We start from the raw sequence: 17,576 nt of genomic DNA on the forward strand, positions 1-17,576 counted from the left end.
GCGTTGTAACCGATAGAATTCATTTTCAAAACGAATGTACTTATCCTATTTTATGTGATATTAGGGGTGTTGTTGCTACTGAGAAAGCTGGAAGAGATCATTTAGCACAGTCGGGCTCTATTTTGACGCAAGCAGTAGCACTTATTGTAAATGAAAAACTTTCCTTGATTATTAGTACTTTTTATGTAGAGATTAGTAAGCCCTCTGTACCTACTCAAATTTTCACGAAAGAAGATGACGCTTTAATTTATCTAAAAGGGTTTGTTTAGCGTTTACTATAAGATAAAAAATTAAAAGTTTAATCTTATGAATAAAACATACAACGAAGAGCGTATTGTTACAATTCATCAAATGTTATTTGAGATGGCACGTGGCAATTTCAACACGCGCATTCCTTTAAGTTCAAATGATGAACAATTGGAAACGCTAGTTGTTTTAATTAATATGGTAGCGGAAGAAATGAAGGAGTCGATTTTTCAAATTGGTTACGTGAATACACATAAGACACATCAATTTACGGCTTTAAGCACATTAGTTTTAGATTTCTCTTTTTTAATTAAGAGCTTTACATCTGAAGTTACTCCCTTTTTGGGTTATTCAGAATCTGAGTTGCTAAACTTATCTTTGGCGGACATTATTACTGCGGTCTCTTTTGAACAACTTCAAGAAGTACTTGAGGCAAATAGTACTTTGCATACTACTATTACACTACATTTCACACCTAAAGACTATTTACCTATTGCAGTTGCTAGTACCGTTGTGCGATTAGTTAATCGTTCGGAAATTATAATAAATCTGGTTACTCCTGAGCGTCAAGATCCTTACACTCCTTTATTGTATGGTTTTGAAAATGAAAAACATAATAAAACTCGAAAGGCAGATGCACTATTGATTCAAAAACTTTATGATTATATTTTAGCACACCTTGAGGAACCACTTCCCTCATTAAAAGTACTTTCATCTAAATTTGGCACTAATGAACATAAATTAAAAGATGGTTTTCGTTATTTTTTTAAGACTAGTATTTATCAGTTTTATAATGATGAGCGACTCAAAAGAGCTCACTTCATGATTGAACATACTGGAATACCATTAAAAAACATTTCTGTCATGAATGGTTTTAATAATTATCCCAATTTCTCAAAATCCTTTAAAAGGCGATTTGGTTTTTCACCATATGAAATGAAGCGAAATGATACGGGTTTTACTTATCAACCTTAAGATTAAATCATAGTTTTTCAAACTTTATCCGTTTTGGTCAAGTTTTGCTCCCAATAAGACAAGCGTTATTATTTTTAAATTCAGAATTTTATATCGGATTAAATTTTAAAGTTTAACGATATGAAATTACCTGCAACAATCAAAAGTATTATTATTGAAACGGTTTGTCTACTGTATGTTGTGTTGTTTGTTTATGCGGCAGTAAGTAAATTTTTAGACTTTCAAAACTTTCAAGTTCAGCTTGGTCAATCACCATTGTTAACAATTTTTGCTGATGTATTGGCGTTCACTGTTCCATCTATAGAAATTATCATTGCTATATTTCTGATGATTCCTAAATATAGAGTATATGCAATTTATGCCGGCTGTTTTCTCATGTTCTTATTTACAGTCTACATAGTAATGATTCTTAATTTTACCTCTTTTGTTCCGTGTTCCTGCGGTGGTGTTTTGGAAAAATTAGGATGGAGAGAACATCTCGTGTTTAATATTGTATTTGTACTTCTGGGATTGACTAATATTCTATTACTAAAGGGAGTTAAACACACCATTAAAATTTCAATAATCGGAGGCAGTATTGGTGTAGCAATACTATGGAGCTTATTTTTATTGTCTGAGGTTGTAATGCATCAGGAAAATCCATTCATTAGACGGATGCCCCAAGGCACGGCAGCCAAAGTAGCAAGTATAGATTTGCGAAACACTTCCATGTACATAGCGGGTGCAACAAAGGAAAAGGTCTACTTAACTGACCGCTTAGCACCGTTACAGGTTTTTGTATTTGATACCAAACTAAAAAATAAAAAGCATTTTACAATTAAGTTAAATCGTGAGGACTTTAAGTTTAAAGCATTTCAGATGAAAGTCGTTTATCCCTATTTTTATCTATTTGATGGAACCGTACCCGTAATTTATAAGGGGTTAGTTTCAGATTGGAAAGCGAAGGTAATCAGTGAATCGGAATATGGTTTTAGTGATATCGTATTCCCCAACGCATCTAAATTCATCATAAGGAGCCAAACGCCTGACAGATTCGAAAATATTTTGGCTGCAGTCAGTAATTCAGATAGTTTGGAAGTACGTATTAATTCCTCCATACTTCAAAAGCAAATTGATGGACTATTTGATACGGATGGAACAATGCAGTACAGTTATGAGCTGAAAAAATTTGTGTATACCTACTACTATCGGAATCAATATATTGTGACCGATGAAAATTTAAATCTGGAATATCGGGGCAATACAATAGACACAACTACCAGGGCAAAGTTGAAACTAGCAAAAATTAAAAAGTCAGGTGATAAGAAAATGGCAGCACCGCCGCTACTTGTGAATCAATTTACTGCTATAACAAATAATTTATTACTGGTTAATTCAATGCTACGGGGTAGGTTTGAAAATGAAGAAGTTTGGAAAAATGCAACAGTAATAGATGTCTATGATATAGTAAACCATACCTATCAATTAAGTTTCTATATATACGATGAAGACGGGTTTCCAATGAAAAATTGTTATGCTACTCCCGAAGCGCTCTACATAGTAGCGGGTCACTATCTCCTTAAATATGAATTTGGCCCCAGGATAAAATCTAAATTTAAAAATAAAAATATATCGGCCGGTAGCAGGAATGTAGATCGAAAACCTGTAGAAAAAAGTAGATCAAAAATTTAAATTTATATGTCATGAAAATGAAATTCATTAAATTGTTTATGCTGCCAATTGCAGCGTTCACTTTGGCAAGCGCAGCTGCCGTTAGTACAGAACAATCAAACGAAAGTAAAACAACTACTTCTATGTTTGGTTATATCCACAATCCCAGCGAATTAGATTGTGTGGAAGTTAGTGTAGATTGTGAACCAGGTGTTGGACAAGCTTGTACAGCTCCGGGAGGTTTTACTGCTTACGGGCTTAATGGGACAATTTGCGATCAGCCGTTAAAACGTGTTAACTAGCTGAATACACTAATTCTAAAAAGATAATGCAGTTTCAGTAGATGAAACTGCATTATTTATTTTTGAATAATAGTACCGGCATTAATCCATCTAATATCCTTTTTATCTTTTAGGTAAAAATCAAACCATTGGGCAATACGTAGGCTTAAATCCTTTTGGTTTTCTGTTTTTTCAATGCTGTGTACTTCATCAGGATAAATCAATAATATAGTTGGAATTCCAAGGCGTCGTAGCGCTAAATAAAAAGATACGCTTTGCTCATATGGAATTACTCTGTCTTTTTTTCCTGCCCACTGTAAAAGTGGTGTTTTTACATTGTCTGATTCATTAATGGGATTGTTTTTCCAATAGGCTTGCTTATTCCTAAAATATGAGGAACCCATACGAAATTGCTGATTTTCAAAACGCCACATTTCGCTTTGGCCTGTAATACTTTTACCTATTTCAAAATAACGTCCAACAATATTACTCATTCCTGCACCACTAACTGCCGTTGCAAAAATATCAGTTTGAGTAATTATAAAATCCGTTTCATATCCTCCAAACGAGTGTCCAATCAATCCAATTTTTCCAGGGTCAACATTTTCATTTGCAATTACGGTCTTAACTGCAGCTGTAACACAATCAAGTGCAGACAGTCCTGGGGCACCCACGGTATAAGTTATATCAGGAAGTAGGACAAAATAGCCGCTTGAAGTATAATTGCTGATTGCAAAACCATCTTCGTTACTTAATGTAGGATTGCTATAATGATGCAGTTTTTTAGATTGCTGGTCATAGATACTGACTATCATTGGATATGTTTTGGACGCATCAAATGGCGCAGGAAAGAACAAAGCTCCTTTTAATTTTTTCCCTTCGCTATTGCTATAGTGGATCAGTTTAGATTTACCGCAAAAGTACTCTGCATGTTGTTTATTTGATTTAAATAATGTTTTGCTTTTTGATTTAGCACTGCTCGAAAATTCGATCTGTGGAGGCTGTGAAAAGGTTTGGCTGCTATACAAATAACAGTTGTTTTTACTTTTTTTAATACCATTAAAATACATATCATCGTATGCAACTATTTTTAAGCCAGTTCCAGAGTTATAAGTTTCATAACCCATTGACCAGTCTAAAGTATTTACAACCTCAAGCATACTATTTTTTTGCAAATCAAACAATGCTCTCAAACCACCAGTTTCATATCCACGCAGTTTTATTTTTTCATACTCCATTTTACTGATACGGTAAATTTTTTGTTCCTCTTTTCCTCGCGTCAGCCGGACAGCTCGGAAACCTTCCAAGGAAACCTTCCAAATATCATAAGCATCATTTATTAAGATGCTCTTTCCATCTGATGTCCAGCCGGCACATCCGTATGCTCTAAACTGATGCGGCACTTCATGGCTGTTGTCCCAGATAGTTTCAATTCTTTTTGTTAGGTTGATAGTAGTATCTTTTTCCGGATTATAAAGCCACCAATTTTTATCCCGGTAATAAGCAATTAAATTAGTAGTAGGTGAAAAACATAATTGATTCGGATCATGCGATTGTTGCTTTAAAAATAATTTTTCACTACCAGTGTGTACATTTTTAATGTAATAATCAACTTCTTCATAATATTTAGTTTGTAAGCCGTAACTATAAGGATTAGATAAGATTACATAGTCGTTGGTGGCATTTAAACGGGCTCTGAATTCTATCTCATTGCTCAGCACTTTATAACTATTTTCTAGTGGGAACCAAACCGTCAGTTTTGGGATGGGTGATGTTTCCAATGCTTGTTGTGCGGGATATAGAGATGCGTCGTTTCCATTCCAAACTTCTACCTTTTCTTCATTTTTTTTCGGAATGCCTGCGGAAGTTTTTGTTGTGCTGAAAAAGACTTTTTTACCATCATCAGCAATCGTTATCGGATTTAAGCTGCCTCTCGCAATCTCTATTAGGTTGTTTCCATCCTCTTTAGGAATATCTAACGATAACAAACGATTAGTGTCAAATTGGTAATAATATAAAAGGCTTCCATTGGCAAAAGCAACAGTGTTTCCATTTTCTTGCCATGTAAACCTGCTAAACGGTGTGTTGCTGCGGCTTAGAACGGTATGCTTATAATGACTTAATTTAATGCTTTCAACTAGGTATTCATTGCCAGATTTATACGTGAAAACCAATGCCGTACAATCGCTATTAATTTTGTATTCGTTAACGTGCTCCATACGTTCCACCAGTTTACCATCCATGTTATGGACTTGTAAAACATTACCTTTATGCAGTGTAATAATACACTTTTGACCAGCGGTAAGATCGTAAGAGAGTACGTCTTTGATGATAATATTTTTATGATTTATCAAATTATAAATTCTCAATTCATCACCGACCATGTAAGCAAATAAATTTTCTCCTGCAAAACGAGAATCACGACCTCTTGGAAAAGAAAACGACATTTTAGTATTGGTGCTTTGTAGAAATAAAGTATCATTTTGGTTTTTATATGTCATTTCATAACTAGCCCATTTTCCATTATCTGATAGTGCCTTTATTCCTAATGTTCCCCATTTGTCATACTCTTTCTCCGTCAACTGTTTTTTATGAGAAACCTGACCGACTAACTGGCAGGTACTCATAAGGGAAAACAGAAATAAATATGAAAAATATCTTGTAGTCATTTTAATATCCTGGATTTTGCGGGTTCAGATTTGGGTTAGCGTTCAGTTCCAATTCAGGTATAGGCCAAAACTTGTCAGTAGAATTCCAACCAGGTTTGGAAATTGATAGTACATTATCTATTAAACCGCTTCTTTTTAGGTCAAAAAAGCGTTGTCCAAACTCGGTAAATAATTCAAATCGTCGTTGCCTTAACACCTCCGTTACTATATCATCAGCAGTGACTGCCGTAGTATTGGGTAATCCAGCCGTATTCCGGATTACGTTTATATCAGCTTTAGCATTTGTCAAATCTCCCTGTTTGGCTTTTGCTTCAGCTCTGATAAGATATTGTTCTGCAAGTCTGAGGACTACCGAGTATTCAACAGAACTTGGTGTTGTGGTTCGCTGCTTATATTTAAAAGCATGATACCAAGTCGAGCTACCGTTGGTAACTGCTTTTGTCCAACGTGCTTTACGCTTGTCATTTGCTTCAAACGTATAAATAAAATCAGGTCGTAAACCAATCAATGTTGGAGGTCCGGTTGGAAAAATATAGGAACTTCCTTCATTAGCATTCATACCGGCAGCGTTAGGCATAAACTGCCATATTGTTGTTGTGCTTCCTTTTAGAAATATCTTGTCTAAGTCCGTTTCCCATATATACAATGGACTGTTGATCACTGCCGAAGCAGCATTTGAAGCTTTAGCGTAAGCACCCATATATAGGTAGGTTCGTGCTAATACTGCCTGAACAGCAAAGCGGTTTGGCCGAACACGTTCGGGGGTAACATAGGCTTCAGGCAACAAGAGATTTGATTCTTCCAGATCAGCGATACTATTTTCATATACAGAAGCTGTTGACATTCTGCTTATTTTGCTGTTTACAAGATGATCTGTTGTTTTAACATAAGGGACATCCCCATAAATATTCACAAGGTACAAATGAAGTAACGCTCTTATGAATAGGGCTTCGCCTTTTAACTGATTCCGGCCAGCCTGTGGCAACAATACTGAATTTGTTACACCTTCAATAATAGCATTGGCTTCATAAATCTGTCGGTAACTATAATTCCATATTGAGGTAACTGTAGACTCAGCAGGAAATAAAGTGTTGTTGTAAAAGTTGCTGTTACTCGCCTGATAATAATCAAATTCATCAGCATACCATCCAAGATAAACTGATGCACCGCCACTACCTGCAAGAACGCCGTTATTGCGCATTTTTGCATATAATCCTGCCATTGCTGCATTGGCCGTGCTCATTTCTTCAAACACGGCAGTTCTTGTTAATTGTGAATTGGGTTGCTCTACCTCAACGTAGTTATCGCATGAGATGCAACTGTTCAAAAACAGAACCATGATGAAAATCTTTAGTCTTTCCCAAGTAAAAAAGGTATAATTATAGTGTATCATAAATTAAAAATTAAGATTAAAAATTAAGTTGAACTCCAGCGGTAAGAACTCTTAGCGGAGGCAGATAGCCTGTGTTTTTAAATTCAGGATCACCACCCTTGTATGGTGTAAACGTCAATACATTTTGGCCCTGAAGTGACAGTTTACAGTTAATACCTTTATGTTGTAAAGGAAGATCATAACTCAGTGAAATGTTCTTTAAGCGGATATAGGAACCATCAACAATCATTGCATCGCTGTCCACATAACGATAATAGGCATTTACCGCGGCACTGTTTGTTCCAGAAGTGTTCATTTGGTATGGCGCGACATCACCCGACTGTTGCCAAGCGTTAACCATATCGCTACTTTGGTTTAAATTTCCTCCACCTTGCACATTAGGGTTGTAATTGTAATTTTGTTGTTTAACAAACTGCAATAGGAAATCCAGCTGCCATTTTTTATACTGTAGTTGGTTTTGTAAACCACCAAAATATTTAGGGCTAAGGTTCATTGTTTTCTGTTTGTCGCCTGCTGAGGTCAATAGGCCGTCTCCATTCAGGTCGGCCACTTCAAACAATCCTGTTTGCGGATTAACACCGGTATATTGATATACCTTTATTATGTTGGTTGATTCGCCAATGACGTACCGATTGGCATAGGTTGAACCTGCCAGTCCAGGAAATGAAACCAGTTTATTTTGCGATCCTGAAATAGTAAAGTTCGTAGTCCATTTAAAATCATTGTTGCTACTGTTTACCGTGCGCAGTGTAACTTCAATACCCTTGTTTTCTACCGTGGCATCAAGATTGGCATTGATGGATGTAAACCCTGTTGTGCCCGGAACTGGTATTCCTACTAACTGATTGGAGGATCGATTTTTATACCAGCCCACGGTTAAGAAAAGTCGATCATTCATAAAACCAGTTTCCAGTGCAGCTTCTAGTTTTTTGCTGCTTTCCCATCCAAAATCAGGATTGAATAAACGGTTCGGCTCTAAACCAACAATTCCTTGATAATTTAATGCTGTGCTACCGTACGTGTTTAGGAATTGATAGTCCCCAATTTGGTCATTGCCAGTAACCCCATAACTCATTCTTAATTTCCCAAAACTTAGCACTTTGCTATCCTTCAGGAAACTCTCATTAGTAAACAACCATGCAGCACCTACAGCCCCAAAAGTGGCAAACTGCTTACCTGGTCCAAAACGGCTAGAACCATCTCTGCGCCCTGTTGCATTTACTATATATTTATCCCTGTAATTGTAATTAAGTCGGCCAAAGAAAGCTTGGTATTTATACTCGGTTACGTCACTGGCCCAAATGTATTTTGTAGTAGCCGAAGCCATATTGTTGATTAGCGAATTGCTTGCAAAACCAACACCCTGCGTAAACAGCCTTGAGGTGGTTTGCTGTTGTGCAGTGCCCCCAAGTAAAAGGTCTATTGTACTGTTGTTAAAGGATTTTTTCCAGTGCAGTTGTGGTTCAAAAAGCAATGATTGTCTTTCAGTAGCATTTTCATGGGCAGAGGAATTTGCACTGGTAATACCTAATGATGGATTAACAATAGTCGACGGCGTAATTTTACGTTCGTCGTTATTTAATTCTGTAAATCCAAAATTTCCTTTGATTTCAAGATTGGGCAGTATTGAATAGCTGAGTATTGCATTGGCAACTAAATCTTTTGTTTTTACTGTACTAAAGGATTTCAAAGGTGCCAAAGGATTTTGAAAGGTATTGTTTTTCCAGTTCAAGTTTCCATCAGTATCGTAAAGCGCTGGCGCATTTGGAGCCAGGTTACGCGCAATCCTGCTGAGGTCGGTAGAAGGCTGTTTATTGTCTTGAATAGTATAACCACCAGCGAAAGATATTTTAAATTTAGTATCCTCGCTAGTATGGTTCATATTAAAGCGGACTGAAGTTCTGCGATAGGCAAAGTCTCCGGGAATAACAGTTGTTTCTGTTCTTCGTGTACCACTCAGAAGGTATTGAGTCTGTGTAGAACCTCCTGAAACATTAGCCTGAAGGTCAGTAATTCTAGCAGTTCCTCCTAACAATTCCTTCTGCCAGTCAGTATACCGCGTTTGATCCCACGTGCCATTGATGTCATATGCGTTTGCAGGATAATTAACAATACCGTCATTAGCAAAACCAGATCTGCGCATGGCAAGATATTGTTCCGTATTCATAAGGTTAATAAACTTCGTAACCTTTCCAACTCCCGTTGAAGAAGTGATACTAAACTTAGTTTTACCGGCTTTCCCTTTTTTGGTGGTAATGAGCACCACGCCATTTGCTCCGCGGGAACCATAAATTGCCGTAGCATCTGCATCTTTTAATACTTCGATACTTTCAACATCGCTAGGATTAATACTGCTCAATGGGCTGGTTGTTGTTGGCATTCCAGTCGTTGTATTGCTGTAACCGATAGTTTCAGACGAATACAGTACACCATCAATTATATACAAAGGTGAATTACCATCAGCACGCAGGCTGTTTTGGCCCCTTATCTTTATTTGAAATCCACCACCTGCGGTTCCGCCGTCCTGAACGATATCGACACCCGCCATACGCCCCTGCATAGTAGCCAATATATTGGAAACGGGTTGTTTATCAATGTCTTTAGCGGTGATTTTAGCAATACTTCCTGTGCGTTCACTTTCTTTTACGGAGTAGTAGCCTGCGTTGACGCGGACTTCTTGTAAAGAGGTTATGTCTTCCTGCAATTGGATGTTAATTGTTTTTTGACCGTTTATGGGAACTGTAGCGGTTTTAAATCCCATGAAAACAAAAACTAAAATATCGTCCGGTGATGCTGTGAGCCTGTATTGGCCGTTATGATCAGAGATAGTAACGGTTGTCGCTTTTTCTTTTATGGAAATGGCGACACCTGGTAATGGGCTTGTACCGTCAGTAATGGTGCCACTTATTTGAATTTGTTGGGGTGGGGACTGTATTTGCCTCAGTACTTTGTTGGCTTGAGCAGGGGTGCAGCAAAGGTAAAGGCCGAAAATAAGCGAATACCAAAGTGCTCCTAATCCTTTGTTTAATGAAATAATTTTCATAATATTGGTTTAGTTAAATGAAATGTGAGTTTTGTTTTACGATGGTCCTCTATTCGTCCGGCAAGAAGAGTTAGAGGGCCTTTTTTTTCTGATTAGCCTCGAAAGTGCTAAGGCATAGATTTTTATTTTTTAAGTCATAGGCGTTATCTGTATTTATTAGGTGTTGTCACATCTAAGCAAGCTGTGTGATGTGAAAATAAATAGTTATTTTTCTTAGTTATTGCTGTTTATATAAAAGCATCGGAACCATAAAGCCAACAAATTATCAGTGTAATTAAAGCTAGAATTAAAGTAACTTTTATAGTTTTATAGTATTTCATGTTTTCGTTGTTTGTTTCCTGTTTTTCAATTTATTATTTCGATTTGCGCTATTGCTGTTACCACAGATCTTGAGAGCACTCTTTTTTTGGGTGCTAAGGCTTTTGAATTGATGTTGTTTTTTTTTAGGAAAGTACACTGCCGTTGCCAGTTGCAGCCCAACGCAGGCAGTGCGTTTCCAAACTAACTAATTCAATTAATTGATTTACGATACTGTAAAAAAGAAGATTTGCTAAGAATAAAAGAGAGTAACTTTTGCGCATAAAAAATGGCATGGAACTCAGCTTATCGAACAGAGGTACTGGCGGCACCAACCACAATAAGTGAGCCCACGCCATGGGACGTGAGCATCTTACTTATCCTCTCGTGGTTTTAAAAACGCCAGTTTTCTGTCCGAGATTCAAAGCGAATGCTTCATATTTTTTTAAATGAAGAATCGCAAATTTACAATCAATTTTTTTTTAATTGTAAACTATTCTTCAAATATAATAAAAATATTTCAAACGCACGCTATCGCGTGTAAAAATATTAATAGAAGTCTTTTTATTTGTTTAAATAATTAATCACACTACAATTGAGTACAATAAAAAGAAAATATAAAATAAATAATTATATCTGTGAATTTATTAGGAATAACTGGTTTAATCCAGAAGATTCGAATGATAAATTGGCAAGTTTTTTTGTTGTTCATGATTCAATAATTGCAAAAATTAAAAGTGATGGAAATTATAATATTCCAATGCATACACTATCTAAAATTTGTTACTACAAAGAAGTTACTATGTCTAATTTTTTTAAAATACTAGAGAACGAGTATGGTGAAAAACTTTATGAAGATTATTTTGAAGAAAAAAACAAGTAAATATAAAAAAAGGATGCCTACGCATCCTTTTTTATTTTCTAACAATTTAGAAAACTTATCAATTCGGTATTTAATCTTATCCGCTACAGAGGAATTGAATTCACTGCAAAAATAAATTTTCTTTGTTAAATTTATTTTTAGACATAAATAAAATATGCAAAAGGGGTTAATGTTTGATATTACAATTTTCACAATCTTTTATTTTTATTTAAAGAATCAAATAAATTAGTTGGAATGTACTATCAACCTAACTAGAGAGGCTATGCCCAAAAAATAGCATTTTGAAAAACGTTTTTTATGTTAATACTGACACCATTTTAGTCAAACTAGCTATAAAGCAAAAATTTATTTAAGACCATTTCTAAAATTTTAACATGTTTTACTTAAAAACTACCTTATTTGTTAAAGGTGGTTATTACTGTATTTACATTTCATTTCTTCTTTATACTTTCGAAAACAAAATTTAAATGAAATATAACTATAAAACCCAACCTATCATAAAGATTCGCTGGTATAAATAATTTTTTGTTTAATAGTTAAAATATTTTTTACAGACAATTCCACTCTGATTTGGGTGTATTTCAGCCATAGTAGAGCTGATATATAAATGTTGGCAGAAAATTTAGAACCGACGTTAACAACGAAAACTGATTAAAAACCGAGTAAAAACAGTACATCAGAAAAGAATTGATTCGAAAAAATGTGTTTATATTTGAGCTAGCGGGGCGGTACAATTAATCAGAGCTTATAAACTCATCGAAATAGTACCTAAAGTTATCGTCCTTGCGGTATTTCGCATTAATATAAGTGGGAAGAAAATTATATTATGAAAAAATATATCTTTGGCTTAATTGCCACTATTACACTTACAGGAACTTTATTTACAAGTTGTTCTACAGATGAAGTCGAAGTTAGAAAAAGCTTTGATTACTCAACAGTACTTTTAAAACCTGAACAATTAAATACTGTAATGTACAATATTGAAAACTATAAAAAACGAAGTCAAAATTCGAAAACACTTGATAAACAAAATGCTGAAAACGAAATGCAAATAATATTGCAACCATTAATAGAAAATGGAGAAGCTATTCATAATGCTATGATTAATGAAATTACATCAACAATTGAGTTTCAAAATTTGACATTTACAGAGCAGCAAGAAATCCTGAATTTAACTGATGAACAATTAGCAGAATTGTCATTTATAGTAAATTTTCAATACCAAGCTCAATCTGATAGTGTTGACTGGGATAGAATTAGAAGTTGTGCGAGTTTTGCATTGGGAATAAGTGGTATTAGATCACTTTATACAAATTCACTAGCTCTAGGAACTGTCGAAACAATGATTGGCGCTTTAAAGTTAGTTGGAAAACGATATCTAGGATATGTTGGAGTGGCATTAATGGTTTACGATTTTGCTGACTGCGTTTATGGTGAATAATATAAAAAAATATAGCGTATTATCTGACTTTATAAATGTTCTATACATAATTGGTTATATCACGGATTTCATTGTGAGAAAAATAAACTTAGATTACCCACTAAAGTTTATCTCTACAATACCTTTTCTGCTAAATTTTATCATAATTTTTTATCTGTTATTTCAATTATTAAAGAATAAAAATGCGCAACAGGAATATCATACAAAATTATTATCAATTGCAATTAGATTAACTCTTAATCTCTTATTTTTATTGTTAATTATATTTGTATAATAACATGTGAAAAACCACCATATTCATTTTAAAAATTTATCGAACACAAAATTTGTTTCAAAAGTTTTATGGTTTAAAATAGCATCATAATTTAGAATTTCAAAATAAACCAGGAGAATAACTAAAGTAGTTTTTGGTTTGTCCAAAAACTGCTTTTAATTATCACAATGAAAATTATTAAAATTATGAACGAATAGAAAAGCAAACAACTACATCAAATCTTCTGCCAACAGTTAGAGTTTCGTTGCGGCTGCAAGCCGAACAACGAAAACCGTGTTTAACGGAACCGTTCACTGCTAAGAACTATGGAGTTATTGTAAAGTTTGAGAGAGAATTTTAAAAGGATTTAGTGTCTCCTTTTTTTTGATAAGTATTTTGGGTTTGGTTTCGTATTTTCCTTCACTTTTGAACACAAGTTACCTTACCCATAAAATTAGTTTTGACAGGAAATTGTTTTTTGGCTACCGCCAAAAAACCATCGATAACTCTGGTTTCGCCACTTATCAAATCAGTATCTTTCAAGAACGAAACAAATAGTTTGAAAGTTTTCTTTGATGCGATTGGGTTATTTTTCTGAAATAGGTAATGCTTGGTAATTAGGACGAATATCTTCTAAAAGCCATTGCATTTCAATGCTTTTGAAACATTCCTTTTCTTGATCTCGACCGCTTCTAACTCCGTTGAGATAACCTTACAAATATATTTTTAGAAATACTTTACTATTAAAGCTTGTGAAACCTTCGGTATTGAGCGTTTTTACAGCAAAATCGAGCTTAGAGATGTCAATAAGCTCTACAATAGCATCTATAAATCGCACCTGATTATCGGGACTTATAGTATGTTCTACTTGAAAAACGCATTTGGCAGCGGGAAATTCCGGTGCTGTGTTGCATTCTTTAAAATACGAAAAATCTTCTTTTATATAAGTATTTTGTTATATTTGATAATAATACAACGAAGGTTTTTTCACAGACTGACGTTAGCAGCAAGTTCAACAACTTAACACAAAAATCATCATGAGAATCCTATTAGTAATTTTTCTTTTTGCTTATAATTTAAGCTTTAGTCAAACTCAGTCAGAAATGAATCAGAAAGCATATAAAGATTATGAAAAAGCAGACAAAGAATTGAACACAGTTTACCAGCAAATTCTGAAAGATTATAAACGTGATTCAAAATTTATACTAAAACTTAAAGAAGTCCAAAAAGCTTGGATTAAATTTCGAGACGCAGAAATGAACGCATTATTTCCAGAAGAAAATAAGCAATTGGAATACGGAAGTATGTTTCCTTTATGTTGGAGTATCGAACTAACTAAATTAACCAAAGAAAGAACCAAAAAATTGAAAGTTTGGTTGAATGGAATCGAAGAAGGTGATGGCTGTGCAGGCTCAATAAAAAACAAAAATTAACTTTCAAAAACCTGCTGCTAACAGCTAGAGATTCGTTGCGTGCGCAGCACGAACAATGAAACTCCGGTTGAACGAAACCGTTCACTGGCAGTTACTAAGGAGTTATCGTAAAGTTTAGAGAGAGAATATCAAGAGAATTTAGTGTCCTCTTTTTTTTAGAGTAGTATTTTGGGTTTAGTTTAGTGTTTTCGGTCACTTTTGAACACAAATTATCTTACCCATAAAATTAGTTTTAACAGGAAATTGTTTTTTGGCTACCGCCAAAAAACCATCGCTAGATATGGTTTCGCCACTTATCGAATTAGCATCTTTCAATAACGAAACAAATAGTTTGAAAGTGTTCTTTGATGCGATTGGATTATTTTTCTAAAATCGGTAATACTGTGGTAATAGGGACGAATATTTTCTAAAAGCCATTGCATTTCAATTTTTCTCAAACATTCTTTTTCTAGATCTCGGCCAATCCTGACCCCGTTGAGATAACCTTATAAATAGATTTTTATAAACACTTTACTATTGAAACTCGGGCGACCTTCGGTCTTGAGCGTTTTTATAGCAAAATCAAGCTTAGAGATGTCAATATATTCGACAAAGGCATCTATAAATCGCACCTGATTATCGGGACTTATAGTATCTTCTAAATTTCAAAAACCCAATTGTTGACGGGAAATACATGTGATGGTTTGCATTCTTAAAAATACGAAAAATCTTCTTTTTATACAAGTATTTTGTTATATTTGGAGATAATACAACGTAGTTTTTTTCACAGACTAACGTTGTGCGTCAGTATGGAGCGACAGACAACCGAAATTAAAATCAACAATAATTTGCGAAATTTCATACACAAAAAAAAAGATTATATTTTAAATGGAAATAGAAATTGTAAAAGATAATCTCAAAAAGAACTGGAATATAAATCCGTATGAATTTTGGATTCCATTATTAGGAGAGCCAACTGAAAATACTATATATTTTGATTCTGAAAATTTTGAAAATGAATTTGGTTACGAAAAACTAAATAGAATCTTATTAGAAGTAATTATTGGGGAAATTTATTCCTTTAACGAAGCTAGAGAAGAAAATGTCTACTCCCAAATTTCAATAAGAGAATATGCTTCGCTAGGTATTTTTTTTACTAATGAAAATGCAGATTGGGTAATTTATCAAACACACGAAGAAACTATTGCATTTGCTGGCGAAAAAATAATCGCTAAAATTAAATTAGAGTGGAAAAATTGGAAAGAAAAAGCAAATCCTTGGGAAGTATGAATAAAAATAAAACCGAACGCACAACACCTATTTTGAGCTAGTGTGTGATTTAATGGAATTAGCGTTTCGCATCAACTTTTTTGCAAAGCCAAAATTGAAAGGTTACGAACTTCCAGCTATCTCAAATTGGCATAACGTTACCGGCTATAATTGCCTCTAAACCGAAATATTTAAAAATGGATAATTTTAATAATTTACAATCTCATACTAATTTTTTTAGTATTCTTCTAGCGCTAATAGCAGTATGTATTTTCTATTATGTTGTAAAGAATTATAAAACAATCAACTCTCAGTTGAAATTGATATTGATTATTATTATAATTGCTATACCTTTTAAAATTTATGACATAATCGGAAATGACAATCAAATACAATCTTTAGTGAAAAATTTTGATGTCACTAATGGGAAAGTTATAAAACTTATAAGAGTAAAAGGAAAAGCAATTAGTTATATTAAGTTTAAATATTATGTGAATAATATTAAAATAGTTAAACAATATGATGACACATACTACAATAGTTTCCCTGTTGAAAAACCCAATTTTAATTCTGACTATTTAGTAATTTATGAAAAGGGAAATCCGAATAATAGTTTAATCTTATTAAACTACGAGTTGAATGATAAAAACGATTTGGAGAAATATAAAATTGAATTCCAGAAAAAAATTCCTAAAAACGCATTCAAGCACTAAATTAAAAAAATTTGATGGTGGGATTTTAGCGATAAACCGAGACTTTTGGAATAGGCAAACGAACGTGCTCAACAAACGTGTTGTTACAGCCGGTAACAGCCGTTTCAAGCCATATGTTCGTTTTCGTTAAATAAAAACAATAATTTTCATAACTTCGTTTTTTCCTAACGGAAAAACCGCAGTTCCTAAGCCGCAAACGGCTTGAAGCGTCGGGATGTTAACAGAAACCTTTGAAAAAATGACGAAAAAAATTATAACTTCTTTAATATTAATACTTTCAACAATTCTAATATTTAGTAATACTGCTCGATATGAAGTTGCGAAAAGAGTGAATATGATTTCTGCTGGAAGTTATCCGTTTTCAGAATCTTATAAACTTCCCTATTCAGAGACTGAAGTAATAAAAGCCATCGAAAAATTTAAAGAAAAAAATCCGAAATATGAAGTCCCTGAAGTCTCAATTTCCTCTAACAATTCATTTAAATTGGAAGACACTAGATCTGAAAATGGATTATGGTTTGTTGCTTTTCTTTACGATTCAAACGAAAACAGAATTTTAAATATTGCATTAAGAGGAAATGAAACTAATACTACTTTAGAATTCGTCTCTATAAATAATGGTTTTGAAATTGGACATTGGAAAGATATAAATCGTGATTTTTCATATGATGAAAATCAACAACTAAAAAATAGTTTTGAAAAATTTTATTTAAATCCAATAAAACAAATATTAAAGAACGAATAAGGCTTCTGGTAATCGAGTAGACGGCTCCGCCAGAAACTGACGGAGTGCGCCTCTCACACCACCGTACGTACGGTTCTCGTATACGGCGGTTCGCAAAGTGATGGGTTGAGTTCCATGTAAATCTCCAACATTGATTGATAGCCTTTCTTCTTAAGTCGCAGTAGGGTAATAGTAGTGGTTAGAATTGGACTTTGAGCAATGCGCCATCCTCCTTTTCTGGTTCTGCTCCAAGCATAAGCATGGTCTTTGTCAATCCCTAGTCGCATCAGGTTTTTCCTTTTGCGTTCGGGTTTTTTCCAGTCCGTC

At 34.2% G+C, this 17,576-nt stretch carries 13 protein-coding genes and 1 pseudogene; 10 read left to right on the forward strand and 4 right to left on the reverse strand.

Features of this window, described 5'->3' with window-relative positions; all coding sequences use genetic code 11:
- From E0F91_RS17840 to E0F91_RS17070, 4 genes are all read left to right on the forward strand, one after another.
- Positions 1-269 (forward strand): DUF7793 family protein (locus E0F91_RS17840; RefSeq protein WP_165930150.1); only part of this gene is annotated, 269 nt, incomplete at its 5' end.
- 37 nt (positions 270-306) lie between these two features.
- The gene (locus tag E0F91_RS17060; RefSeq protein ID WP_132067579.1) at positions 307-1,221 is read left to right on the forward strand and encodes a helix-turn-helix domain-containing protein; all 915 of its coding nucleotides are present in this window, start codon (positions 307-309) and stop codon (positions 1,219-1,221) included.
- 120 nt (positions 1,222-1,341) lie between these two features.
- A complete protein-coding gene (locus E0F91_RS17065; protein WP_132067580.1) occupies positions 1,342-2,892 on the forward strand; it encodes a MauE/DoxX family redox-associated membrane protein in 1,551 nt (516 codons plus the stop codon).
- Positions 2,893-2,903: 11 nt separating this feature from the next.
- Positions 2,904-3,173 carry a DUF6520 family protein gene (locus tag E0F91_RS17070; protein WP_132067581.1) on the forward strand — a complete coding sequence of 90 codons (270 nt, stop codon included), beginning with the start codon at positions 2,904-2,906 and terminating at the stop codon, positions 3,171-3,173.
- Positions 3,174-3,229: 56 nt separating this feature from the next.
- Here the strand turns inward: E0F91_RS17070 and E0F91_RS17075 are convergent, their stop codons facing one another.
- From E0F91_RS17075 to E0F91_RS17085, 3 genes are read right to left on the reverse strand one after another with little or no spacing between them, the layout of a single operon-like run.
- A complete protein-coding gene (locus tag E0F91_RS17075) occupies positions 3,230-5,779 on the reverse strand; it encodes an alpha/beta hydrolase family protein (protein ID WP_165930160.1) in 2,550 nt (849 codons plus the stop codon).
- A 43-nt stretch (positions 5,780-5,822) separates the two neighbouring features.
- The gene (locus E0F91_RS17080; RefSeq protein ID WP_132067583.1) at positions 5,823-7,214 is read right to left on the reverse strand and encodes a RagB/SusD family nutrient uptake outer membrane protein; all 1,392 of its coding nucleotides are present in this window, start codon (positions 7,212-7,214) and stop codon (positions 5,823-5,825) included.
- Between the two features lie 16 nt (positions 7,215-7,230).
- On the reverse strand, positions 7,231-10,257 hold the full coding sequence (locus E0F91_RS17085; protein WP_132067584.1) for a SusC/RagA family TonB-linked outer membrane protein: 3,027 nt from the start codon (positions 10,255-10,257) through the stop codon (positions 7,231-7,233).
- 892 nt (positions 10,258-11,149) lie between these two features.
- Between E0F91_RS17085 and E0F91_RS17090 the strand changes: the two genes are divergently transcribed.
- The 6 genes from E0F91_RS17090 (at position 11,150) to E0F91_RS17115 (ending at position 17,270) form a co-directional block, all read left to right on the forward strand.
- Positions 11,150-11,437 carry a hypothetical protein gene (locus E0F91_RS17090; protein ID WP_132067585.1) on the forward strand — a complete coding sequence of 96 codons (288 nt, stop codon included), beginning with the start codon at positions 11,150-11,152 and terminating at the stop codon, positions 11,435-11,437.
- 826 nt (positions 11,438-12,263) lie between these two features.
- Positions 12,264-12,878 carry a hypothetical protein gene (locus E0F91_RS17095; protein ID WP_132067586.1) on the forward strand — a complete coding sequence of 205 codons (615 nt, stop codon included), beginning with the start codon at positions 12,264-12,266 and terminating at the stop codon, positions 12,876-12,878.
- A 1,290-nt stretch (positions 12,879-14,168) separates the two neighbouring features.
- Entirely contained in the window at positions 14,169-14,564 is a 396-nt protein-coding gene (locus E0F91_RS17100; RefSeq protein ID WP_132067587.1) for a lysozyme inhibitor LprI family protein, read from the forward strand.
- An 867-nt stretch (positions 14,565-15,431) separates the two neighbouring features.
- On the forward strand, positions 15,432-15,833 hold the full coding sequence (locus tag E0F91_RS17105; protein ID WP_132067588.1) for a hypothetical protein: 402 nt from the start codon (positions 15,432-15,434) through the stop codon (positions 15,831-15,833).
- 176 nt (positions 15,834-16,009) lie between these two features.
- On the forward strand, positions 16,010-16,525 hold the full coding sequence (locus E0F91_RS17110; protein WP_132067589.1) for a hypothetical protein: 516 nt from the start codon (positions 16,010-16,012) through the stop codon (positions 16,523-16,525).
- Positions 16,526-16,739: 214 nt separating this feature from the next.
- Complete coding sequence (locus tag E0F91_RS17115; protein ID WP_132067590.1) at positions 16,740-17,270, forward strand: hypothetical protein; 531 nt, start codon at positions 16,740-16,742, stop codon at positions 17,268-17,270.
- 53 nt (positions 17,271-17,323) lie between these two features.
- Here E0F91_RS17115 and E0F91_RS17120 read toward each other — a convergent pair.
- Positions 17,324-17,576 (reverse strand): annotated as a pseudogene (locus E0F91_RS17120) (group II intron reverse transcriptase/maturase); the annotation flags it as partial.

Origin of the sequence: Flavobacterium sandaracinum (genome assembly GCF_004349135.1) — a bacterium.
GTDB lineage: Bacteria > Bacteroidota > Bacteroidia > Flavobacteriales > Flavobacteriaceae > Flavobacterium > Flavobacterium sandaracinum.